Origin of the sequence: Stenotrophomonas sp. (assembly GCF_032061965.1) — a bacterium.
Lineage (GTDB): Bacteria > Pseudomonadota > Gammaproteobacteria > Xanthomonadales > Xanthomonadaceae > Stenotrophomonas.
The window spans coordinates 62,649-85,646 of sequence record NZ_DAMBEF010000009.1 but is presented as its reverse complement, the minus strand read 5'-3'; the positions used below and the strand labels follow the sequence as shown (position 1 = coordinate 85,646).

Annotated in this window: 21 protein-coding genes; 5 read left to right on the top strand and 16 right to left on the bottom strand. The window is 62.4% G+C overall.

What is annotated here, in order from left to right; genetic code table 11:
* Window positions 1-119 precede the first annotated feature (119 nt).
* Complete coding sequence (locus tag RT460_RS06910) at window positions 120-821, top strand: 2OG-Fe(II) oxygenase (RefSeq protein WP_313318037.1); 702 nt, start codon at window positions 120-122, stop codon at window positions 819-821.
* A 99-nt stretch (window positions 822-920) separates the two neighbouring features.
* Complete coding sequence (locus RT460_RS06905) at window positions 921-1,241, top strand: hypothetical protein (RefSeq protein ID WP_313317981.1); 321 nt, start codon at window positions 921-923, stop codon at window positions 1,239-1,241.
* A gap of 153 nt (window positions 1,242-1,394) precedes the next feature.
* Here RT460_RS06905 and RT460_RS06900 read toward each other — a convergent pair whose 3' ends face one another.
* The 6 genes from RT460_RS06900 to RT460_RS06875 all read right to left on the bottom strand — a co-directional run bounded on the left by RT460_RS06900 (window position 1,395) and on the right by RT460_RS06875 (window position 7,044).
* Window positions 1,395-1,781 (bottom strand): hypothetical protein, encoded by a 387-nt coding sequence (locus RT460_RS06900; RefSeq protein ID WP_313317980.1) that lies wholly within the window; start codon window positions 1,779-1,781, stop codon window positions 1,395-1,397.
* Between the two features lie 214 nt (window positions 1,782-1,995).
* Window positions 1,996-3,087, bottom strand: coding sequence for a PA0069 family radical SAM protein (locus RT460_RS06895; RefSeq protein ID WP_313317979.1), 1,092 nt, complete (start codon window positions 3,085-3,087; stop codon window positions 1,996-1,998).
* Between the two features lie 64 nt (window positions 3,088-3,151).
* A complete protein-coding gene (locus tag RT460_RS06890; RefSeq protein WP_313317978.1) occupies window positions 3,152-4,150 on the bottom strand; it encodes an HlyD family secretion protein in 999 nt (332 codons plus the stop codon).
* 14 nt (window positions 4,151-4,164) lie between these two features.
* A complete protein-coding gene (locus RT460_RS06885) occupies window positions 4,165-4,374 on the bottom strand; it encodes a DUF1656 domain-containing protein (protein WP_313317977.1) in 210 nt (69 codons plus the stop codon).
* Window positions 4,364-6,532, bottom strand: a complete 2,169-nt coding sequence (locus tag RT460_RS06880; protein ID WP_313317976.1) for an FUSC family protein — start codon at window positions 6,530-6,532, stop codon at window positions 4,364-4,366. Before RT460_RS06880 ends, RT460_RS06885 begins: the two co-directional genes overlap by 11 nt.
* Complete coding sequence (locus tag RT460_RS06875) at window positions 6,529-7,044, bottom strand: MarR family transcriptional regulator (protein ID WP_313317975.1); 516 nt, start codon at window positions 7,042-7,044, stop codon at window positions 6,529-6,531. The genes RT460_RS06880 and RT460_RS06875 overlap by 4 nt, the downstream gene beginning before the upstream one ends.
* A 229-nt stretch (window positions 7,045-7,273) precedes the next feature.
* Here RT460_RS06875 and cls point away from each other — a divergent pair, with 229 nt between their 5' ends.
* The 3 genes from cls (at window position 7,274) to RT460_RS06860 (ending at window position 10,011) form a co-directional block, all read left to right on the top strand.
* Window positions 7,274-8,734: a cardiolipin synthase gene (gene cls / locus RT460_RS06870; RefSeq protein ID WP_313317974.1), complete on the top strand. Its 1,461-nt coding sequence runs from the start codon at window positions 7,274-7,276 to the stop codon at window positions 8,732-8,734.
* Window positions 8,735-8,896: 162 nt separating this feature from the next.
* Window positions 8,897-9,247, top strand: coding sequence for a hypothetical protein (locus RT460_RS06865; protein WP_313317973.1), 351 nt, complete (start codon window positions 8,897-8,899; stop codon window positions 9,245-9,247).
* Window positions 9,244-10,011, top strand: a complete 768-nt coding sequence (locus RT460_RS06860; protein ID WP_313317971.1) for a pyridoxine 5'-phosphate synthase — start codon at window positions 9,244-9,246, stop codon at window positions 10,009-10,011. Before RT460_RS06865 ends, RT460_RS06860 begins: the two co-directional genes overlap by 4 nt.
* 1,146 nt (window positions 10,012-11,157) lie before the next feature.
* On the opposite strand, the gene RT460_RS06855 is transcribed toward RT460_RS06860, so the two are convergent.
* The 10 genes from RT460_RS06855 to dnaN all read right to left on the bottom strand — a co-directional run bounded on the left by RT460_RS06855 (window position 11,158) and on the right by dnaN (window position 22,805).
* Window positions 11,158-11,568: a biopolymer transporter ExbD gene (locus RT460_RS06855; RefSeq protein WP_293706684.1), complete on the bottom strand. Its 411-nt coding sequence runs from the start codon at window positions 11,566-11,568 to the stop codon at window positions 11,158-11,160.
* Window positions 11,569-11,571: 3 nt separating this feature from the next.
* Entirely contained in the window at window positions 11,572-12,000 is a 429-nt protein-coding gene (locus RT460_RS06850; protein WP_313317970.1) for a biopolymer transporter ExbD, read from the bottom strand.
* Window positions 12,001-12,047: 47 nt separating this feature from the next.
* A complete protein-coding gene (exbB, locus tag RT460_RS06845; RefSeq protein WP_312371874.1) occupies window positions 12,048-12,791 on the bottom strand; it encodes a TonB-system energizer ExbB in 744 nt (247 codons plus the stop codon).
* Window positions 12,792-12,876: 85 nt separating this feature from the next.
* Complete coding sequence (locus RT460_RS06840; RefSeq protein ID WP_313317969.1) at window positions 12,877-13,434, bottom strand: energy transducer TonB; 558 nt, start codon at window positions 13,432-13,434, stop codon at window positions 12,877-12,879.
* A 262-nt stretch (window positions 13,435-13,696) separates the two neighbouring features.
* Window positions 13,697-14,893 (bottom strand): tetratricopeptide repeat protein, encoded by a 1,197-nt coding sequence (locus RT460_RS06835; protein ID WP_313317968.1) that lies wholly within the window; start codon window positions 14,891-14,893, stop codon window positions 13,697-13,699.
* 131 nt (window positions 14,894-15,024) lie between these two features.
* Entirely contained in the window at window positions 15,025-15,831 is an 807-nt protein-coding gene (locus RT460_RS06830) for a M48 family metallopeptidase (RefSeq protein ID WP_313317967.1), read from the bottom strand.
* Window positions 15,832-15,902: 71 nt separating this feature from the next.
* Entirely contained in the window at window positions 15,903-16,646 is a 744-nt protein-coding gene (locus RT460_RS06825) for a CPBP family intramembrane glutamic endopeptidase (protein ID WP_313318036.1), read from the bottom strand.
* A gap of 203 nt (window positions 16,647-16,849) precedes the next feature.
* Window positions 16,850-19,309, bottom strand: a complete 2,460-nt coding sequence (gene gyrB, locus RT460_RS06820; protein ID WP_313317966.1) for a DNA topoisomerase (ATP-hydrolyzing) subunit B — start codon at window positions 19,307-19,309, stop codon at window positions 16,850-16,852.
* A gap of 109 nt (window positions 19,310-19,418) precedes the next feature.
* Complete coding sequence (gene recF / locus RT460_RS06815; protein WP_313317965.1) at window positions 19,419-20,519, bottom strand: DNA replication/repair protein RecF; 1,101 nt, start codon at window positions 20,517-20,519, stop codon at window positions 19,419-19,421.
* Between the two features lie 1,188 nt (window positions 20,520-21,707).
* Entirely contained in the window at window positions 21,708-22,805 is a 1,098-nt protein-coding gene (gene dnaN / locus RT460_RS06810) for a DNA polymerase III subunit beta (protein WP_313317964.1), read from the bottom strand.
* Window positions 22,806-22,998: the final 193 nt, after the last annotated feature.

Below are 22,998 nucleotides of genomic sequence, written 5' to 3'. Positions count from 1 at the left end.
GCGCTGCGCTTACCCGGGCTACGGGCTTTGCGGGTACGGCCCCCGCCGAGCATGGCTCGGCACTACACATGTGGGGCGCTTCAGGCCACCATCGGGGCACTTTCCCTGTGAGCCTGCCGATGACGGTTGCCGATTTCATCGAGGTCTACGACGACGCCCTGTCCGCTGCCGACTGCGCGGCCATCGTTGAACGCCTGCGCCACAGCCAGCAGTTGAAGCCGGGCCAGGTGGGCAGTGGCGTCTTCCCCGAGCTCAAACGCAGCCGCGACCTGCGCATCAGTGGCAACCAGGACTGGCGCGATGTCGACCAGCGCCTGCAGCAGGCCGTGTTCACCGGCCTGCTGCGTTATCTACGGCGTTATCCACAGGTTCTTATTTCACCGTTGATGCTGCAGGTGCCCGGCACCGATGGCCAAGCACGGCGACTGAATGCGGACGATTTCCCCGACATGGACGACGCTTCGCTGTCCGAACTGGCCCGCACCTGCCTGCGCCCCGGTGCGATCAACCTGCAGTGGTATACCGCGGGCGAGGGCGGCTACCCCTATTGGCACTGCGAACTGTTCCCACGCGACCCCGCCGGCGAAACCCTGCACCGGCATCTGCTGTGGACGCTCTACCTCAACGACGGCTTCGACGAAGGCGAAACCGAATTCCTGTTCCAGCAGCGAAAGGTAGAGCCGCGCACCGGCAGCCTGCTGATCGCACCTACGGCCTTCACCCACACCCATCGGGGCAATCGGCCGCAGGGGGGAGACAAATTCATTGCCACCAGTTGGATCCTGTTCCAATCGGCACAGCAGTTGTACGGCCAGTCGTAAGCGAGGCAAACCAGCAACCCGGACGCATCCCCATCTTCACGTGAGCGCGATTACGCTGCGCCGCATACCGACCATCGCCTCTTGTGAGGGACCTGAACCATGAACTGGATCGTCGTTCTCGCCCTGGCCGCGCTGTTGATGAACCTTGTCACGACCATCGCGGTATTTCGCGTGCAAGGCATATCGGGCTCGCAACGTTTGCTGCAGCTCGCGTTGGTCTGGTTACTGCCGGTGATAGGCGCAGTCGTGTGCTTTGCCTTTGCAACAACCCAGGCCAATGCATTGGCCGCAACACCGCGCAGCGGCAGCCCCGCTGTCGCAGACAATGGCGTTCTGCTTGCTGACATGGGCTCACCGCACATGACCGAATGTGGCGACGCCGGTTGCGATGCTGGCGGCGGAGATAGCGGTGGCGATTGACCCGGCAGGAGCGGCGTAAGCGGCGAAGCCAGCGACAATGAAATCACGGCCGTATCTGTTTCTGGTTGGTGAACGGTTTCGTGGTGTCCTGTTGCTGCAACGCGTCCCGGCTATTGCCGAGCATGGCTCGGCACTACAGGAGTTGTGTACTGCTTACGGCTCGTCGTAACACAGGTCATCCCGGTCGATGCCGACATGGTCCGGCAGTGGCATTTCGTCAAATCGCACCGCCGCGATTTCCTGCTTCCCCAGCAGCACTGCCTTGGCCACGCGATGCATGCCGTCCATCACCCGTCCCTGCGGGCAAAGGATGATCGGGTAGTGCAGGTCTGCGGCCTCCACCAGTTGCATGTGTTCGATCACCTGCCTGCATGTCGGTGGCGGCGAGCCGGCATCCCACCAATAAACTTCGTCCAGTTCGGCGATTGAAGACAGTGGAACATGCGAGACCGGCAGCTCACGGCTGAGCGCGATCAAGCCATGCACATCCCAGGCCAGCAGGCCTGCATCGCTCTGACGGAAGTGGTATTGCCTGCGCATGGGGTGCTGACCATTGAAATCCAACCAACAGCCTAGCGCACCCGCTGTTGTAGAGCCGAGCCGTGCTCGGCTGAAGCTTCACCAACAATGCCTTGTGGCGGCGGCGCAAGCCGCGAAGCTCCCAATCCATTTCATTGATATCAGCGTCGCCGCTTACGCCGCTCCTACCCATTGATGCATGCTGCCGAGCATGGCTCGGCACTACAGGTGGGTCTTAGAACAACTCGCCCTGCAGCGATGGCTTCTTCGGCGGCAGCGGGGCGACAAACTTGCTGCAGTCCAGCCACGGCCATTGCTGCCGCGATGCGTTGAAGCCCAGCCGCTTGCTGGCCAGCTTGAAACGGTTGGCCAACAGGTCGGCATACACTCCGTCGCCACGCATGCGCTTGCCGAACTGGCTGTCGTAGTCCTTGCCCCCGCGCAGCTGGTTGATGGTGCTCATCACGTGGTCCGCGCGCTGCGGGTAATGCGCGTCCAGCCAATCGCGGAACAGCGGTGCCACTTCGTAGGGCAGGCGCAGCAGCACGTAGCCAGCGCTGCTGGCACCGGCGTCGCGCGAGGCTTCAAGCACTGCTTCCAGCTCGGCGTCGTTCACCCAGGGAATCACCGGCGCCACCATCACGCCGACCGGAATGCCGGCTTCGCTCAAGCGACGCATCGCACGCAGCCGCGCGTGTGGCGCCGAGGCACGCGGTTCGAGCTTGGCGGAAAGATGCGGGTCCAGTGACGTTACCGAGAAATGCACGCTGACCAGTTGCTGCTCGGCCAGCGGCGCCAGCAGGTCCATGTCACGTTCAACCAGGGCGTTCTTGGTGATCAGCGAAAATGGGTGTTTGGTCTCCTGCATCACCTCGATCAACTGGCGGGTGATACCCAGCTTGCGCTCGATCGGCTGGTAGGCGTCGGTGTTGATGCCCAGCGCGATCGGCTGCGGCACGTAACCGGGCTTGGACAGCTCACGGCGCAGCACCTCCGCTGCATTGGTCTTGGCGAAAATCTTGGTTTCGAAATCCAGCCCCGGCGACAGGTTCAGATAGGCGTGCGTGGGTCGCGCGAAACAATACGAGCAGCCATGCTCACATCCACGGTACGGATTGACCGATTGGCTGAAGCCAACGTCCGGCGAGTTGTTGCGGCTGATGATGCTGCGCGCGGTTTCCGGGCGCACGTCGGTGCGCAGCCTGGCCTCGGCGAATTCCTCGCTCTCATCAACCGCCCAGCCGTCATCGACAGCTTCGCTGGTCTGGGTTTCGAAACGGCCGGGCAGGTAGGTGCTGGCACCGCGGCCCTTGATCGGGGTAGGCATATGCCTACGCTAACGCGGCCTTGTCGCAGGATCTGCGACAAGCCGCATTCATCCAGCGCGCGCTTCAGCCAGCCTTGGGCTTGATCACCAGGGTGGCGCTCATGCCGGCGCTGAGCACGGCATCGGCCGGCACCGAGGTCGGATCAATGCTGACACGCACCGGCACACGCTGTGCCAAGCGCACCCAGTTGAAGGTGGGCTCCACCTCGGCCAGCAGGTTGCTGCTGGTGGGGCCGGCGGCGTCGGCAATACCGGTAGCAATGCCTTCGACCTTGCCTTGCAGGTGCAGGCCACCGGCCATCAGGCGGATATCCACCGTGTCGCCGCGATGGATCCTGGGCAGCTTGGTTTCCTCGAAGTAGCCGTAGACCCACATGCCTTCGCTGGCGACCAATGCCATCCGCGCCTGGCCAGCGGCAGCGTAGTCGCCGACGCGCACATCGAGGTTGGTGATGGTGCCGTCCGCACTCGCTCGAACTTCGGTACGTGCCAGTTCCAGCTCGGCCTGCTGCAGGATGACCCGTGCCTGCTGCAGGGCAGCGCCTGCCTGCTGGCTGCCGGCGCTGGCGGCATGCGCGCTGGCCTGCGCCTGCTTCCAACTGGCCTGTGCGGCCTGCGCCACGGCGCGCGCATCGGCCTGCGATTCGCGCGAGACGATGCCGTCCAGCTGGGCCCGGCGCTGCGCCTGTTGCTGGCGCATCTGGTATTCGGCCTGGCTGGCGCTGGCACCGGCACTGGCGGCGGAGATCGAGGCGCCGGCAGCGCGCGCGGCGGCTTCGGCGGCGCGCAGATCGGCCTCGGCCTTGGCCACGGCCAATGCGTAACGGTCACGGTCGATGACGAACAGCAGATCGCCCTTCTTCACCAGTTGGTTGTCGTGCACGGCCACCTCGGTGACCAGGCCGGACACGTCCGGGGCGATGCGCACCACTTCGGCACGCAGGCGCGCGTCGCGCGTCCATGGCGTAAGCATGTATTGGTGCCACACCACGTAGGCGAGCACGGCAGCAAGCAGCACCACCACGCTGGTGACACCACCTCGTATCAGGCTGGCGGTTTTCATCGGTACATCCTCAATCAGGAAAAGTGCGGCAGGAACAGCAACAAGGCCAGGCAATAGATGCTGGCAAACAGGGCAACGCGGACCAGCGAGGGGTGCAGCGCGCGGCGGTACAGGCCAACCCGGCCCAGGCCGTAATCCAGCAGGCCGAACACCGGCAGCAACAGCACCACCAGCACCAGCGCGCCGGGGAAATAGATGTCGCCGATGGAAACTTCAAACGGCATGGCGGGCCTCCTTCAGGCGTTGCTGGCGACGGGAGCGCTGCACATAGGCAGCCAAGGCGGTGCCGCTGTCGTCCAGGCTCATCCGCAGCAGGTACAGGTGATCGCGCACCGCGCGCAGCGCCTGCGGTTGCGGGCCGGCCAGTTCAGCCAGTGCGGCGTGCACGCTGGCCTTGGCCTCGCGCAGGGTGCGTGCCTTGGGCGCGCGGTAGAGCTGGCCCAGCAGCGCCAGCGCCTGTTCGATCTGCGCATGCAGCGGCGCCGGCAGCGCTTGTTCGGCCAGGTCGTGGCGCAGGTCGATCGCGCAATGCCCGGTTTCGTGGACCAGCAAGGCCCACTCGAACAATTGCCGCGATGGCCGGCTGCCGGGACGGGTACGGCTGGCCACCTGCTGGAACAACTCGCGGTTGACGCTCTCGAACTTCGGCAGCAGGCCGGGCAGGGGCGCGCTGACCGCCAGCTGCACCTGTGCGCGCAGGCGCTCCAGCAGGCGCCGCTGACGTTGCTTGCTGCCGGGCAGGCCCGGCACCAGCATGAACACGCCTGTCGCCACGAAGGCACCCACCGCCATCGTCAACGAGTTGTCCAGGAAGCTCTGCGCGCTGGGGTGGAAGTGCGGGCCCATGTTCCACGACACCAGGATGCCGACATTCATCGCCATGCCGATCACCGCAAAACGTGGCCGGGTGGAGATGTACAGCGAAGCGATCATCGACGGCAGGGTCACCAGCACCAGCATCGGGAAGTCCGGTGCCAGGGCCATGGCGACAAAGCCGGGCACTGCGAAGAACGGTGCGACCGCATGGCCGATGGTGGCGCGGCGCACTACCCACAAGGGGTCCGGCGCCGCCGAGGACATTGCCACCAGCGCAGCCATGCCGAACACCGCCAGGCCGCCCTGGTTCCAGCTGCTGCTCAACCACAGCAGCGACAAGGCCAGCATCACCACGAAGCAACGCACGGCCGCCAGAGCGATGGCGTACCAATCGTTGGCGCGGCTGAAACGCACCTTGCTCAACCGCCGCCCGCGCGCGCGCAGGCGGCCGTTGCCAGTTTCCATCCGCGCCTTGGCGCTGAGATAGGCCTGCAATTCTTCGGCGAAGCGACGCACCAGCAACGCGCTGGCATCGAAGCCGGTCTGCAGCGCCACCGGCAGCGCGCTGCGCTCGCGCGCGAACAGCCCGTCCAGTTGTCCGCACCAGTGCTGCAGTGCCTTGGCCAGCGCCGGCACGTCATCACGCAGGGCCGTGTCATCCAACAGCTTCGACAGCGGTTTCAGGCTGGCACGGATTGCGTTGACCAGCGCCTCGTCCTTGCTGCTGCGGCGCAGCCGGTCCATGTGGTGATGCAGGGCCTGGAAGCGCGAGGTGGCCGCCATGAAATGCTGGTTGATCAGCTTCAGCTGGCCATTGCTGCTGCGCAGGATGGGATCGTCGAAGTAGGCCATCGCGCGCAGATCCTCGAACTGGATCGCGCCCTGCACCACACGGCTCTGGGTACGCTCGATCACTTCGAAGCCCTGCAGGCGGCCCGCAATGGCGTCGGCGACGAAGCCCAGGAAATCGTTGAGATTGCCGTCATCGGCCGCGCGCAGCCCGGCGCGCATGCGGTTGGGCCACAGCACGTCGAACACCACGCTGGTCACCGCCATGCCCAGCAGCACCTCGCCGGTGCGCTCCAGCGCGCTGTTGAGGATGTTCTGCGGCTGCTCGATCACCGGAAACACGATCATCGCCACGGTGTAGCCGGACAGCACGAAGCCGTACGAGGCCATGCCCCGGCTCCATACCGAGCCGCCGGCACAGAAGCCCGCCCACAGCGCCATCACCGTTACCAGCATCACCGGGCTCTGCGGGAACAGCGACACGATCAGCACCGCCATCGCGCAGCCCACCACGGTGCCTACGCCGCGGTAGAACGACTTGGCCAGCACCATGCCGGTATTGCGGTTCATCACCACCAGCACGGTGATCATCGCCGTTCCGGGCGAACTCATGCCCAACCGCATGGCCAGCCAGCCGGACAGGTACAGGGCCACCAATACCTTGCCCACATAAGCCCATACCGCGCGCTCGCCACCCATGGCCTGGGCGATGGTCTGCAGCAGCGGATGGGAGGACTTCGGCGCGCCCGGCGCGTGCTCAGCCGGTTGCGCGCTCATGGCTGTTGTTCCAGCCCGATCAGGATGCGGGTCAGCACGGTTTCGGTATGGCGCAGTTCTGCCGGCTCGACGCCGCTGAAGAAGTGCTGCAACTGCTGGATCACTGCCGGCATCACCTGCTCGATCAGCGCCTCGCCGGCGGGGCTCAACCGCACCACCAGCTTGCGCCGGTCCTCGGCGCTGGGTTCGCGGCTGACCAGGTCCTTGGCCAGCAACTGGTCGATCAGACGGGTGACATTGGACGACTTCTCGCTGGCCGCCTCACTGATCTCCGACGGACTCAGGCCGTGCTCGGAGCCGTCCAGCATCATCAGCACGTTGTACTCCGGGTGGGAGATACCGTAATCGCGCATCAGCTGGTTGCCGTGGTCGCAGAACAACTTGTGCACCAGCTTGATCAGCCGGGCCAGCATGGCCTGGTCACGCGGAAAGCCGGGATGGCGCCGGCTGCTGATCGCCAGCTTCTGGTCGATGCTGGCGTAGCCGCCGGCGGCGGGAAGGGGTTTGTCCATCCCGGTATATTACACTTATGTAGTAATTGATGCAATGCACAAATGTTCGGGTGACTCTGCAGCGCCGGGGAGAGCCGCGCAGCCCACGCTCCCTCCGGGCGCCACGCATGCGCGATGCCAAGAGGCTCAGGGTCTTCCATGCCGGATGGATCCCTGGCGCCACGGCTGACGCCGCCCCTGCAAAAGCAACGGGCCCCCGGCCGTCACCGGCCATGGCTAGAATCGGAGGATGCGCGAAACCCTTCATGACCTGTGGACAAGTCTGTCCAGCATCCCCCACGTCGCCCAGATCCTGGCCGCCGCCTACCTCACCTACCTGATCGTGCTGGCCTGTTACATCGTGCTGCAGAAGCGCGAACCGGTGGCAACGCTGAGCTGGATCCTGTCATTGGCCGCGCTGCCCTATATCGGCCTGTTCGTGTTCTACCTGTTCGGCCCGCAGAAGATCGTGCGCCAGCGCCTGCGCCGTGGCCGCTCGCGCGAAGGCATGGGCACCTATGACGCCGTCTGCCCGCCCGATTCCAACTGCACCGAGCTGGCGCGGGTAGGGCAGGCCACCACCGGCCTGTCGCCGAGCACCGCCACCGACGTCGACTGGCTGGTCGATGGCGCGGCCACCTACGCCGCCATCATCGACGCCATCGGCAAGGCGCAGCGGCACGTCAACATGGAGTACTACATCTTCGAACCGGACCACGCCGGCACCGCCATGCGCGATGCGCTGATCGAGCGCGCGCGCGCCGGCGTCAAGGTGCGCCTGCTGCTGGACGCAGTGGGCTCGTCCAAGATCCGCAAGCGCTTCCTGCAACCCCTGCTTGATGCCGGCGCGGAGATGGCCTGGTTCCATCCGCGGCAGCTGCTCAAGCCGCTGAAGCGGCCGTGGTTGAACATGCGCACCCACCGCAAGCTGGTGGTCGTCGATGGCGAGGTGGCGTTTACCGGTGGCATCAACGTCACCGATGAAGAAGACGACAGCCGCAATGCCAATGCGTATCGCGACCTGCATATGCGCATTCGCGGCCATGTGGTGCACAGCCTGCAGCTGGTGTTCCTGGAGGACTGGATCTACGCCACCGGCCAGGGCCAGGAACATTTCCAGCGTGCAGACCTGTTCCCGCCCAACGTGCCCTCGCGCGAGCAGGGCAACATCGATGCCCAGGTGGTGGTCTCCGGCCCGGATTCAGCCTGGGAACCGATCCATCGCCTGCACGTGGCCGCCATCCAGGAAGCCAAGCAACGGGTGTGGCTGGTAACCCCGTACTTCGTGCCGGGCGAGGCCGCCCGCATGGCCTTGACCTCGGCCGCGCTGGCCGGCCTGGATACGCGCCTGCTGGTACCCAAGCGCAGCGACTCGATCTTCGTCACCCTGGCCGCGCGTTCCTACTTCGACGAGCTGCTGGAAGCCGGTGTACGCATCTTCGAATACGGCCCGCGCATGCTGCACAGCAAGGCCTTCATCGCCGATGACGACACCTGCATCGTCGGTACCGCCAACTTCGATCACCGCAGCTTCCGGCTCAATTTCGAGCTCTCGATGATGTACACCGACCGCAAGCTCACCAGCGAACTGGAAGCCATCCTGCAGGCTGAATTCGACAGCGCCGAAGAGGTGCAACCGGTGCGTGACCGCTCGCTGTGGCGCAAGCGCCTGCCCGAGGCCTTTGCACGGCTGGCATCACCGTTGCTGTAGTGGCTGCGGACAGGGCAACGGCGATCCTCTCGCGGCGCGCCAGCAATACCGCCCATCCGCCCGCAGTAACCACGGATCGGGTACAGCCGGCGATGTGGCCACGGTGCGTGGAACCGCGGTGGCAGCCACCGTTACACTGCAATTCTCTACGCGGAGATCAACATGTACTGGTTGTTTCTGGTGCTGGCCCTGGGGGCCTTTCTGGTAACCATTTCCACGACGCAGACGTGGCTGCTTGTGCTGTCGGCGTTGGCCACCCTGGTCCTGCTGGTTCTGTGGGTGAAAGGCCTGTACGTCAATCGCATCGGCAATGTCAGCGAAGCACCGCGACCGCTGCACCCCGCCGAGCTGCAGGCCCTGCGCGAGCAGTTCCGCGCCCAACAGGCCGCTTCCGCAGGTTCGGCGGTGGAGGCAACTGTCGCCGTCAGTGCGGTACCGCCCATGCAGGTTGCAGCGGATTCCAGCTCGGCAACGACAGCACCGCCGATTGATCGGGGATCCACCCAGCCATGACCGTACTCAGCGTCAACGTCAACAAGATCGCCGTCCTGCGCAATTCGCGCGGTGGCAGTGACCCGGACGTGGTGCGCGCCGCGATGACCTGCCTGCGTGCAGGCGCACATGGCATTACCGTGCATCCGCGGCCTGATCAGCGCCACATCCGTGCCGATGACGTCTACGCTCTGTCCGAGCTCACCCGCCAGCATGGGGTCGAGTTCAATATCGAGGGCAACCCGTTCGCACCGCCGCGCGATGGCTATCCGGGGCTGTTGGCGTTGTGCGAACAGACCCGTCCTGCCCAGGTAACCCTGGTGCCTGACGGTGATGGTCAGCTCACCTCTGATCACGGTTTCGATTTCAATCGCGATGGCGAGCGGCTGCTACCGCTGGTCGCCGCATTGAAGGAACTGGGCTGTCGGGTCAGCCTGTTCGTGGACGCAGACAATCCACAGATCGACCACGCGGCGCGCGTAGGTGCCGACCGCGTCGAGTTATACACAGGGCCCTACGCCGAAGCCTTCCTCCAAGGCGATGTCGCACGATCACTGCAGGTTTTTGCCGACGGCGCGCGCCGGGCGCAAGCTACCGGTCTGGGCGTCAACGCCGGCCACGATCTGTCACAGGCCAACCTGGCCCGGTTTCTGTCCGAAGTACCTGCGGTTCTTGAGGTATCCATCGGCCACGCACTGATCAGCGAAGCCTTGTACGACGGCCTGGAGGCGACCGTGGCAGGCTATCTGGCAGCCATCGCCCAAGCCGGTGCTGCAAGCAGCTGAGGGGATGTAATCCACAGCTGGCTGTGGATAACCTCCTGAAGGAAGGGAAGGGCGAGCTGACTTGGTTTGCCGAATGAATGCCCTTCGGCCCCAACCGCGACTTGTCCACAGCATGGGCCGCGAACAGCGCTCGTCCCGCCGCTTGAGTAGCTGTTGCATAACCCTCTGCACGCGTCTCGATCGACCCGACCCGTGGCACTTATCCACAACGCCGTAGCGCCCCGATGGTGACGGATGGTGCCTGCCCGCTCCTGTGCATAACTTCAGAAGGCGACACACAGCGCAGCCGGATGCCAAGTGATTTATCCACAGGCGACAGCCAGCTCCAAGCGCGCTTCGGCGATTTGACAGCCTTAAGCCTGTACCGATGCCGCCGCCTATTTCCCGCGGCACAACGCCGACAGCCAGTTTCTTCGGTCACGTGAAACCTGCTTATCCACATGCGAGTGCAGCACGCTGTGGATAAATGCGTGCTCCTCCGGGTCAGTGAGCGGTTCACGGCTTGAAACGCGAAGAGCCGTTACAGACAACAGGATTGGCAGTTCCGGAGCGACGGGCTGCAGGGTTTGGATTGTGGATAACCCGGATCTCGATTACTTCATTTCATCGATTGCTGGCAGCGAGCGCGGCAGGGCAGGTGCGCCGAAGGACCTTGCACTGCCGCTGTGGATAAGCTGACCGGCGGGACACTTCCAGGCCGCGTTTTCCAGCGCATGGCTGGTCACTGCATCGCTGATCGCCGTCTGTGGATAACAGACTTTGATCGCGGCGTGCAGGCAGACCCTGAAATCTGGCCATCCTCATAAACGAGCTTCCGAAGCCTGCCGCAGCAGACTTCGCACCGAACATTGCACCCACTCCGGCGCGGGACCTCGATCATCAGCTTGCTGTGGATAATCTGCTGCGTCTACTACCCCAGCGCTGCGCTTTGCAGACAGCGGCGGTTTCTGCCGAATGACAGCTGCCGCAACCCGCCTTGCCGTTGTGGATAAGCCGTGTCAGGCGCTCGTTCCGTCAGGGCGGGGGCCGGCATCGCAGCAGCGCACCCGCCCCGTATCCCGGTCTGTTGGTAATCCCCCAAAAAAAACGCCCCCGGCGTGCGGGGGCGTTTTCCAGTCGCGTCATGACTTGGTCTTGCAGTATTGCTTACTGCACGAAGCCAATCTTCTTCATCTGAGCGTTCTTCGCCTGGGCCAGGATCTTGGCCATGACGTCGTACTCGGAATCCGGGCTAGCTTCGATGCGAAGTTCCGGCTGGTTGGTCGGATCCTTCTGTACTTCTTCTTCCATCTTCTGCTGCAAGTCGCGCACGTTTACTGGGCTGTTGTTCCAGAAAACCTGGTTGCTTGAATCGACGCGCAGGTCGATCGGCGGCGGCGGCTCACGCAGCTGCGGCGGCGGGTTGATGACCCGCTGCGGCAGATCCACGGCGATCGGGTAGGTCATGATCGGCGCGGTAACGATGAAGATGATCAGCAGCACCAACATCACGTCCACGAGGGGCGTAACGTTGATGTCGGCCATTGGGCCCCTGTTTCCACCACTACTGAATGCCATGTCTTATTGCCCCTGCTTGTCTTTGGTGGCAACGAAACCGACATCCAGCATGCCCTGGCCCTGCGCGATCTTGGTGACCTCGTTGATCACCTTCATCTTCGTGGTCTTGTCACCACGCAGATTCAGCGGGGGCTGCGGCGTCTGCTGGGCAGCAGTCGCGAAACGCGACTCCAAGGTCTCCTTGGAGACCTCTTCGTCGTTCCAGTAGAGCTTGCCGTCTTCCTTGACCGCGACCGTGATCGGGTTCGAACGCTTTTCAGCATCCTCCGGATTCTGGACGAGGTTGGCCTCGGGCAACTCCACCTTGACCTTGTGGGACATCAGGGGAGCCGTGATGATGAAGATGATCAGCAGCACCAGCATCACGTCCACGAGGGGCGTGACGTTGATGTCGGCCATCGGGCCGCTGCTGTTACCACTACTGAAAGCCATAACGGGCTCCGTCTATATCGTTGCGAAGACTTGCTCTGCTTGCCGGATTAGCGGACGCGCGAACCGGTGGCGAAGAAGTCGTGCAGATCGTGAGCGAAGGTGTCGAACTTGCTGACAGTCGCGCTGTTGATCTTGCTGAAGAAGTTGAAGGCGAACACGGCCGGGATAGCCACGAACAGACCGATGGCGGTCATGATCAGTGCTTCACCCACCGGGCCGGCAACGGCGTCGATCGAGGCCGAACCGGTTGCACCGATCTTGATCAGCGCGCCGTAGATGCCCCACACGGTACCCAGCAGACCCACGAACGGAGCGGTTGCACCGACGGTGGCCAGCAGGATCATGCCGCCCTGCAGCTTGTTGGATTCGCGGGTCACGGCCTGACGCAGGGCGCGGTCAACGAACTCCGAACGGCTCAGGGTTTCCGAAGCACCAGCCTGCTGGTGGTGAGCGGCAGCCTGGGCAGCGTCCAGTGCGATCTTGGAGAACGGCTCCGAAGCGGGCTGCTCTTCCATGGCACGGATCGAATCCTGTGCATTGGCGGCGTCCCAGAACTGTGCCGGCACGCGGTCAGCAGCAGACTTCAGACGAGCAGTGCGGAAGATGTTGATGACAGTCCAGTACCAGGACATGGCCGACATCGCGACGAGGGTGATCAGCACGACCCAGGAAACTGCGAAATCACCCGGCTTGGAGGTCATTTCGTGGATCAGGTGCTCGAAGCCCATCTGCGAGAGAGCGTTGTTTGCGTTGCCCCCGGCAGCGGCGGCGATGAAAATTTCCTGCAGCATGACGCTTACCTTTGTTGTGTGTGGTGTTAAAGGGTGTAGCTAAAGTTGAACCGGTCCGGTGGCGACGTTACCGCCGCCACATGGATCAGCTCAGCGCAAAGTTGACCGGGACGCGGACGCGACCAGCTGCCTTCGACCCACCGCTCTGGGCGGGGTTGAACTTCCACTTGCGCGCCGCTTCCATTGCAGCTCGGTCGAGGTCGCGGTTGCGACTGGACTTCTCGACGGACACATTGGTGACATTGCCGTTGGCGTCGACATCAATGATCAGGATGACCTCGCCCTGGATACCGGCGCGGAAAGCGGCCGGCGGGTAACGCGGCGGGTTCATGTTCTTGGACGAGATGTCCACGCTGGCCTGGATGTCGACCGGCGGGGCAGGCGGTGCCGGCGGTGCCGGCGGCGTCACCACGTCATTCGGACGCGGTTCCGGGACGTCGATCACCGGCGCTTCCGGCGGCGGCGGCAGCGGCGAGGGCTTCGGCGGCGCGAGGTTCTTGACCGGCGGCGGCGGAGTGTCCTGCGGCGGCGGCGGCGGCGGCGGCGGCGGTGGCGGTGGCGGAGCGTCGACCAGCGTCACCATGACATTGCGTTCCTTTTCAGCAGCGGCCTTCGGGGCCACGGCAGGAATCAGAAGCATCATCAGGGCTGCCAAATGCAGTGCGATTACAAAAGCGATACCAGCGATACGGGGCCAGCTCAGACCCTTATCCTTCTGGCTGTCGTCATACCTGTGGTGGAAGACCAATTGTTCCGTCATGCGCCAAGAACTCTTTAGTGGGGTCGGGGTGGTGGTGGAGGCCACCCCTGATTCAGCGGTGCATGACACCGCAGGAACCTCCAAGCTTATACCAATCCTGACCAGCTGCGCATCTTAAATACAGCTGTTCAGGCGTTATTCCTGCTTACTTCAGGTTGATGATTTTGTTTGCATCTGCCGGGTTTTTGACACCCTTCTCCAATGCGTCACGTGCCGCCTGCTTGGCTTCCGGGATGCGCCCTTCCGAGTGCAGCACCTTGGCCAGATTCAGGTAGGTCTCACCATCCTTGGAGAGCGGAGCCGCCTGGCGCCATGCTTCGATCGCCTGCGGAATCTGATCACTGTAGTAATAGGACTGCGCCAGTGCCAGATAGGTCTGGTAGTCCGGCTTGAGGATGCCCTTGGACATGCCCTCGTTGATCACCGCAATGACGTCCCGTTCCTTGTTCTCGGTGTTTGCATAGATCGAATACAACTGCTTGTATTCGCGCTCTTCGGTGAGCTGTCCGGACGCACGCAGCGTATCCATCACTGCGGCGGCCTTGTCCATCTGGTCGGCCTGCATGTACATGCTGGCCAGGTTGAGCTGGGCCTTCTTGTCAGCCGGGTTCTTGGCTGCCAATGCTTCTGCTTCCTTGACCGCTTCACCGGTCTGGCCGGCTTCGGCGTAGGAGGCCATCAGCAGCTGGTTCCAGTTGTCCTTCGGCTCGGGCGAGGCGGCGATTGCGGCCTTCAGCACCGGGATCGCCTCGGCGTACTTTTCGGTCTGATACAGCGCCTGGCCCTTGATGATCAGTTCTTCGGGCTTGTTCGACTTGGACTCGGCGAAGTACTTGTCCAGGTTGGCCAGGCCTTCCGGATACTGCTCGTCCTGGATCTGCAGCTGGGCCAGCATCAACAGCGCCTGGTAGTGGCCATTGTTGTCCAGCTGGTTCAGCGCGATCGCCTGCTGCAGGTACTGCTTGGCGCCGGCGTTGTCGTCCAGGTTGTAGGCGGCCTGCGAGGCCAGCTGGTTGGCAACGGCCTTGTCGTAATCGTTGGCATCGCCGGAGGCCAGGATTTCATCGGCCAGCGTGCGGGTCTCTTCGAATTCCTGCTTGTTGTAGGCGGCAAACAGCTTGGTGAGCTTGCTGCTCATCTTCGAGGACGCCTTGCCCTTCGGATCTTCACGGGTGGCTTCCGGATACAGCACTTCCGCCTTTTCGCTGCCACGGTTGCTGCGGCGGTCGCTGTTGCGGTCGGAGGAGCGCGACTGGGCCACGGCATCAGCCACCACCACACCACCCAGGGAGGCGGCGATGAGGACGGAAAGCACGGCTTGCTTATGGCTGCGGAAGATCATGGTTCACCTCGATGGAACCGCCGTGGCGGCAGAATTCGGACTATTCGGAAAGAAACCGAGCTCACAAACGTAGCAGAAATTTTTTGACGGAGAAATCACTTCCGTTGGTGTACTGCAACATTTCCTCACGCTCAGCCACAGCGCGGGACGATACCGGACTGCCGAGCCTGCTGATAAACAGGCTGCAAAGAGGCTACATCGCGCTGCAATTCACGGATTCGATTGGCGGGGTCGGGGTGGGTGGACAGCCACTGCGGGGCACGATTTCCGCTGGCAGCCATCATGTTCTGCCACAGGTTCACCGCTTGTGAGGGGTCAAAGCCCGCGCTGGCCATCAGCCGTTGGCCGACCACGTCGGCCTCGCTTTCCTGGGTGCGCGAACCCGGCAACAGGAATGCCGCCTGCGCGCCCATGCCACCAAACTGGTTGACCGCGCTGGCCGCGGTGTCGCCGTACGCCGCGCCCGCCAGCGCACCCAGCACCGACAGGCCCGTCTGCGCACCCATCTGGCGGGTGATGCGCTCCTCGTGATGGCGGGAGATCACGTGGCCGATTTCATGACCAATCACCGCTGCCAGCTGATCCTGGTTTTTGGCCACGGTAAAAATGCCGGTGTTCACGCCAACCTTGCCACCTGGCAGCGCAAACGCGTTGGGTTCCTTGTCGGCGAATACCGCCGTCTCCCAACGTACGCCACGGTACTGTTGCGGTAGCTGTGCCACGAGCGCGTTGACCACGCACTGCACATAGCTGTTCTGTTTGCCGTCGCGGCTGAGGGTTTCCTTCGCCTTGGTTTCCGCAAACGCCTGCGCACCGAGCTGATCCAACTGCTGCTGGCTGACGCCGCCGACCACCTGTTTGCGCCCGGTAGGCGAGGTCGTCGTCGCGCAGGCGGCGAGCATCAACGCAATGGCGATGGCTAGACCTGCTGTCTTCATGGCGGACCCCCCAATGTTCATGAACTGCAGTGTGCGATTGCCTTGCTTAATTTTTCGTCAACCACGGGAACTTATTGCATACCAAACAAAACCAGCGCCGCGAGCGCAACCGCGTTGTTGAGTGCGTGCGCGGCGATTGCGGCCCACAAGGTGCCGGTCTTGCGGTAAACCCACGCAAATGCCGCGCCCATGCAGCCATAGACCAACCACAACTGCAGCATTTCCGGCAGCCCATTCGGGCTGGTGCCCGGGATTTCATGCACCAGGGCAAATGCGGCGCTGCTCAGCACGATACCCAGCCAGGGCCGGCCCGCAGCCCACAAACGCCCGAACAATACCCGGCGGAACAGCAGCTCTTCATAAGCGGGCGCCAAAACCACTGCAAAAAGCAGCAGAAATGCCGGATAGCTGGCCCATGCCTGCTGCATCAACTGCAGATTGGTGGGCTCTGGTTCTATGCCCAACTGCTTGGCCAGCATGCTGATCACACTGGTGCCGGCAAACACGCAGCAGGCCACCAGCAGGGTCCATCCCCAGGTTGACGGTCGTCGCAAGGCCTGCAGGGATTGGCTCCGTTCTGCCGGGGTAGCGCGGCGCCGCCAGAAATACAGCAGCAATGCGCTGCCGCCGGTAGCAACCAGCGCGATCAACATCTGCGCCAATGCCCCAGGCACGCCCATCGCGCTGGCCATGTCGCCTGCCGCCGGTATCGGCATGCCGCTCTGCTTGGCGTCGCGGACCACCTCCACCCCACGCCAGAGACCCCAGACCAGGCTCGACAGCAGGCTGAGCACCAGCAAAAACCCGACGCCCATGCCCAGGTCCAGCAGGAAACCGGCTATCGGCGAACGGTTGCGTGGCGCGACAGGCGTTACCGAACGAGCGGATGGGGCACTGGCGGAGGCATCACCGGAGTTGCCCGAAATCGGCGGAGGAGTGGACATCGCGGACCCGAAAGAGTGGAGCGTTGGCAAAAAAACGGGCGCCTACAAGGCGCCCGCTGGGTGGCTGACCTGGATCAGATGTCCAGGTTCATCACCTTCAGGGCATTGGTTTCGATGAAGTCCCGGCGCGGCTCCACCACATCGCCCATCAAGGTGCTGAAGATCTGATCCGCTTCCACGGCGTCCTCAATACGGACCTGCAACAGGCGGCGCGTATCCGGATTCACCGTGGTGTCCCATAGCTGTTCCGGGTTCATTTCACCCAGGCCCTTGAAGCGCTGGATCTGACGGCCCTTCTTCGCTTCTTCCATCAACCAGGCCTGGGCCTGGGCGAAGCCGGTGATCTCGCTGCTCTTGTTGCCACGGTTGATGACGGCGCCTTCGCGCACCAGGCCATGCAACATCTGCGAGGCCTGGTGCAGGGGACGCAGTTCGCCCGACTCGAAGGCAGCCAGGGGCAATACCTGGGTGTGCTCTTCGCCCATGTGGCGACGGGTTACCAGCACGGCGGCCGGGCGATGCTCGTTCGGCTCCTGCAAGGTCAGGGTGAAACGCGGCGTGCCCAGGCTGCCCTGGTTGAGGCGCTTGGCTAGTGCGTCCAAGCCCTCGCCTTCGCCGGCAGTGCGCAGATGCTCCAGGTCCATCGGCGTGAAATCCACCAGCATTTCCAGCAGGTGACGGTCGTAGCGATGGGCATTGCGCTCGATGGCGTCCTGCGCCGAAGCGTAGGTCATCAGCAGCTTTTCCAACGCGACACCCTCGATCGGCGGCTCGCCTGCGGCAGGAATCAGCGCGGCGTTTTCCACTGCATTGTTTGCCAGGTAAGCATCCAGCGCAGGGTCGTCCTTCAGGTAGAGCTCGGTCTTGCCCTGCTTGATCTTGTAGAGCGGCGGCAAGCCGATATACACGTAACCGCGCTCGATCAGCTCCGGCATCTGCCGGTAGAAGAACGTCAACAGCAGCGTACGAATGTGCGCGCCGTCGACGTCGGCGTCGGTCATGATGATGATCTTGTGGTAACGCAGCTTGTCCGGGTTGTACTCATCACGGCCGATGCCGGTACCCAGCGCGGTGATCAGGGTACCCACCTGGTCGGAAGCCAGCATGCGATCGAAGCGTGCACGTTCCACGTTGAGGATCTTGCCGCGCAGCGGCAGCACCGCCTGGTTCTTGCGGTTGCGGCCTTGCTTGGCCGAGCCACCTGCCGAGTCACCCTCGACGATGAACAGCTCGGACAGCGCGGGATCCTTTTCCTGGCAGTCGGCCAACTTGCCCGGCAGGCCAGCGATATCCAATGCACCCTTGCGGCGGGTCAGATCGCGGGCCTTGCGCGCGGCTTCGCGGGCACGGGCAGCGTCGACGATCTTGCCGGCAATGGCCTTGGCTTCGTTGGGGTTTTCCTGCAGGAATTCTTCCAGCTTGGCACCGAAGGTGCTTTCCACCGCCGGCTTGACGTCTGAGCTGACCAACTTTTCCTTGGTCTGGCTGGAGAAACTCGGGTCCGGCACCTTCACCGACAGCACGGCAATCATGCCTTCGCGCATGTCATCGCCGGTCAGGCTGATCTTTGCCTGCTTGGCGATACCGTTCTGCTCGATGTAGTTGTTGAGCGTACGGGTCAGCGCAGCGCGGAAGCCGGCAAGGTGGGTACCGCCGTCCTTCTGCGGAATATTGTTGGTGAAGCAGTACATCGTTTCCTGATAGGAATCGGTCCACTGCAATGCAGCCTCGACCACGATGCCGTTGGTTTCACCGGTCACCGCGATCACGTTCGGATGCAGCGGGGTCTTCACCTGTGCCAGGTGTTCCACGAAGCTCTTGATGCCGCCTTCGTAGTGGTAGTCGTCGCGACGGCCTTCGCCACGCTCATCCACCAGAGTGATGTTGACGCCGGAGTTGAGGAACGACAGCTCGCGCAGACGGCGGGCGAGGATTTCGTAATGGAACTCCACGTTGTCGTGGAATGCCTTCACCGACGGCCAGAAACGAACGACCGTACCGCGACGATCACTGGCTTCCAGCTTGTTAAGTGGGGTACGCGCTGCGCCGTCGGCGTATTCCTGCTGGTAGTGCGAACCGCCCTGGTAGATATCCAGCATCAGCTTCTGCGACAGGGCGTTGACCACGCTGACGCCGACGCCATGCAAGCCACCGGATACCTTGTAGCTGTTGTCGTCGAACTTACCGCCGGCATGCAGGACGGTCATGACCACTTCTGCAGCAGACACTTCGCGATCGAGCTTTTGGCTCATCTGCGCGTGCTTGCCCACCGGAATGCCGCGGCCGTTGTCGGAGACCGAAACCGAACCATCGGCGTGGATGGTCACCACCACGTTGTCGGCATGTCCTGCCAAGGCTTCGTCGATGGAGTTGTCGACCACCTCGAACACCATGTGGTGCAGGCCCGTGCCGTCATGCACATCGCCGATGTACATGCCTGGACGCTTGCGAACAGCCTCCAGACCTTCCAGGGCGGTAATGCTGTTGGCGTCGTAATTGCCGTTGTTGACCGGGGTGTTCTGTTCTTCGCTCATTGCGCTTGCCGTAGGCTCCGCAGGTCATGCACCGATCCGTGGATCGGGCATGAGAGATAGGGGATGACGTTCCGATTATACCTGCCGGGGGGATTTCCGCCCTGAAGGCTCAGTTCATGGCATTGATGGTGCCGTGTTCCACGTGGAACATGGCTGCCGGGCGCAATTCGGATTGCAGTGCAGCCGGGGTTTCCGTTGCAGTAATGAATATCTGCGCGGGTGTCGCGGCCAAGCGCTGCAGCACGCGCTGCTGGTGGCCCCGATCCAGCTCCGAACCGAGGTCATCCAACGCAATCACCGGCCATTCCCCCCGCAGACTTGCGTAATCGTCCGCCTGGGCGAGCAGACACGCCAAGGCGGTGAGCTTGGCCTGACCTCGTGACAAGGCATCCCGGCCTGGAATCTGCGCAAACCCCACGGTCCAATCGGCACGGTGGGGGCCTACCGAGGTGTAGCCCGTACTGCGGTCACGCTCGCGCGCCAGCAACAAGGCATCGCCCAACGACATTTCATGCCGACGCCAGCCCGGCTGCAGTTCCATGGTATTCAATTGCAGGCCCGGTGCCAGATCCGCAGCAATGGCGGTGGCCCGATCCTGCAGGCGCTCCAGATAATGCTGACGTCGTGAGGTAAGCGGCGTTCCAGCCTCGGCCAGCTCCCAATCCCAGGCATCGAGCTGTTTTCCCGGGGCTCCCATCTTGAGCAATGCGTTGCGTTGCTTCAGAGCCCGGGTGTATCGCCTCCACAGGGGAAGAAAGTCTGGTTCCACGTGGAACAATCCCCAATCAATGAAACGGCGGCGGGGTTCACTACCACCGCTAACCAGTGCATGACTGCCCGGTTCAAAGGTCACCACCGCCAAAGCGGCGCAGAGATTGCCCAACTGGGTGACATCCTCACCATCCAGACGACCTTTCCAGCCTTGCCCGCTGTGGCGCAAGCCAGCACGGCGGATGGAAACGCCTTGTTCTGCGTCACTTCGCTCCTGCCATTCGACAAAAACATCCAGATTTTCGGCGCCTTTCTGTACCAAGCCGTCGCGGACGCGGCCACGGAAGCTGCGCCCATAGGCCATCAGGTGCAGTGCTTCAAGCACGCTGGTCTTACCCGCGCCGTTGGCGCCGGTAATGAGATTGATACCCGGGCGGGGAGCCAGTTCCACCGAATCGAACCGACGCACACGGTTCAAGGCAACTCGGACGATATGCATTGACGCTCGAAAGAAAGCAGGGCGCCAGCACCGGAACCGCGGCTGGCCATGCGCAGCTTAAAGCATCCGCCACTGCACCGGAGGCCGCAGTGCGTGCCACGTGGAACATGTGCGGATTTCTTCAAATCTGGAGGGCAGCGGGGACCTGGCTCCTGCAGATTTGGCGAAATCTGGCGTTTAATGGAGGTCGGTATAGGTCAGGGGACAAACCCTGTGTATAAGTGGGGCGAGCTGTGGATAAATATGACTGTATTGCTCCCGATCAAGCTTATCCCCAGATATCCACAGGCTAGAAGGGCAGTTTTACAGGGGGTTTCGCCCCCAATAAATCCAAATAAAACAGCTACTTAAGCTAGTTTTACATAAAATCTGCCTCTACCATCACCACCAAGCTTTTGATTTATTCTCAGATTTAAAGCATAGAGCTGAGAAAAACAGTCGCCAGAAAGGCCTCAAACCAAGCGCTCGAATTTCTTCAAATCTGCAGGCGGAGATACTGCTGCTCGTTTCAGATTTCAAGAAATCGGCAGTGTGCTTGCGTACGTCTGTTGGGGCCTTTGCTGCCGCCGGTACTTGCCACGTGGAACAGCGGCAGATTTCTTGAAATCTGATTCACCGGTGGTGGTCCATACCCTCGGATTGCAAGGATTCAATGCTGAATCCGAGGCTCACGCAGAACCTGGCAACTGCACCTGCTTGGCGGCTACTGCATTCCTGTGAGCCAGAGCAGTCAGGAATCCCCGAACAGGTTCATCGCAAGCGCTTCTTTTGATGCAACGCAGATATGCCCGATCTGCCACACGCGGCGTTCTGGAGGGGGATATCCAGGTTCTGAAAACAGTGATTACCACTGTGCGTGTGGCTCAGCTGAGCAAAACACCGGCGTAGCTCACGTCTGAAAATGCGATACGACACTGGGAAGCTTGGTGATATGGCAATAGTCACCTGCCCAGTCGTGATCCACGGACGGCTCTGATGGATCGACATCACGCTCGCTGTTTCGTAGGAAATCTCGGATCCACTTCAAGTTTGTCCCAAGCCCTGCAAACCAGGCGGGCGAGCCCGCGCACGCATCAGCAACTCAGCGGTCCCGGCGTGCAGTTCCACGTGGAACCTTGAACGGACGACGGGCAACAAAAAGCCCGGCATCAAGCCGGGCTCCTTGGTGTTCCACGTGGAACCTCGCTGTCAGAGACGCAGCGGCATCACCACGTGGCGCGATTTTTCGCTGCTGGCTTCACGCACCAGCGCCGACGAGTTCGAATCACGCAACTGGATGACAACGTGCTCATCGCGCAATGCCGAAAGGGCATCAAGCAGATAGTTGACGTTGAAGCCGATGGCCAAATCGCTGACCGTGGTGTCGGCTTCGATTTCTTCCTGCGCTTCTTCCTGCTCGGGGTTGTGTGCACTGATCTTCAGCTGACCCGGGGTTACCTCGACACGAACGCCGCGGTACTTCTCGTTGGAAAGAATGGCCGCACGCTGCAACGATGCGCGCAGGGTTTCGCGCTCAACCTTCACTTCGCGGTCGGCACCGATCGGGATCACTGCTTCGTAATCCGGGAAACGACCGTCGATCAGCTTGGAGGTGAAGGTCACATCGTCGCGCTTGACGCGGATGTGGCTGCGACCGACTTCCAGCTCAACTTCGCGATCGCCGCCTTCCAACAGGCGCTGCAGCTCGGTCACGCCCTTGCGCGGCACGATGATCTGGCGCTTGCCGGTGCCGTTTTCCAGCTCGGTTTCGCACAGTGCCAGGCGGTGACCGTCGGTGGCCACACAACGCAGGGTCTTGTCGCGAAGGTCGAACAACAGGCCGTTGAGGTAATAACGGACGTCCTGCTGCGCCATTGCAAAGGCAGTGCGCTCGATCAGTTCTTTCAGGGCCGACTCGGCAACAGCGACGCGTTCAGTGGCCTCGACTTCGTCGACCGAAGGGAAGTCGTTTGCCGGCAAGGTGGCCAGGGTGAAGCGGCTGCGGCCAGCTTGCACCGTGATCTTTTCACCGGTCTGCGAAACCGTGATGCGGCTGCCGTCGGGCAGGGCGCGGATGATTTCAAACAGCTTACGGGCCGGAATCGTGGTTTCGCCGTCCTGGGCATCTTCGACCGCGATGCGGGAGACCATCTCCACTTCCAGATCTGTGCCGGTCAGCGACAGCTGGCCGCCTTGCACCTGGACGAGGAAATTGGCCAGAACCGGCAGAGTCTGGCGGCGTTCAACCACGTTGACGACCTGGGCCAACGGCTTGAGAAAGGCTTCGCGCTGCAGTGTGAAACGCATGTGGTTTCGTGCCCCTATGCTTTTAAAAGATGTGGGTTAAATCAAAAGCTTGGTGGTGCTGGTAGAGCCAGATTTGGTTTAAAACACACCCAAGTTACTGTTTTCAAAGGATTTAATTACACCGAAACCCTCTGTACTACTACCCCGGAACGGGTGGGTGAAGCTGTGGATAAGTTTTCCGGTTTTGGCGACC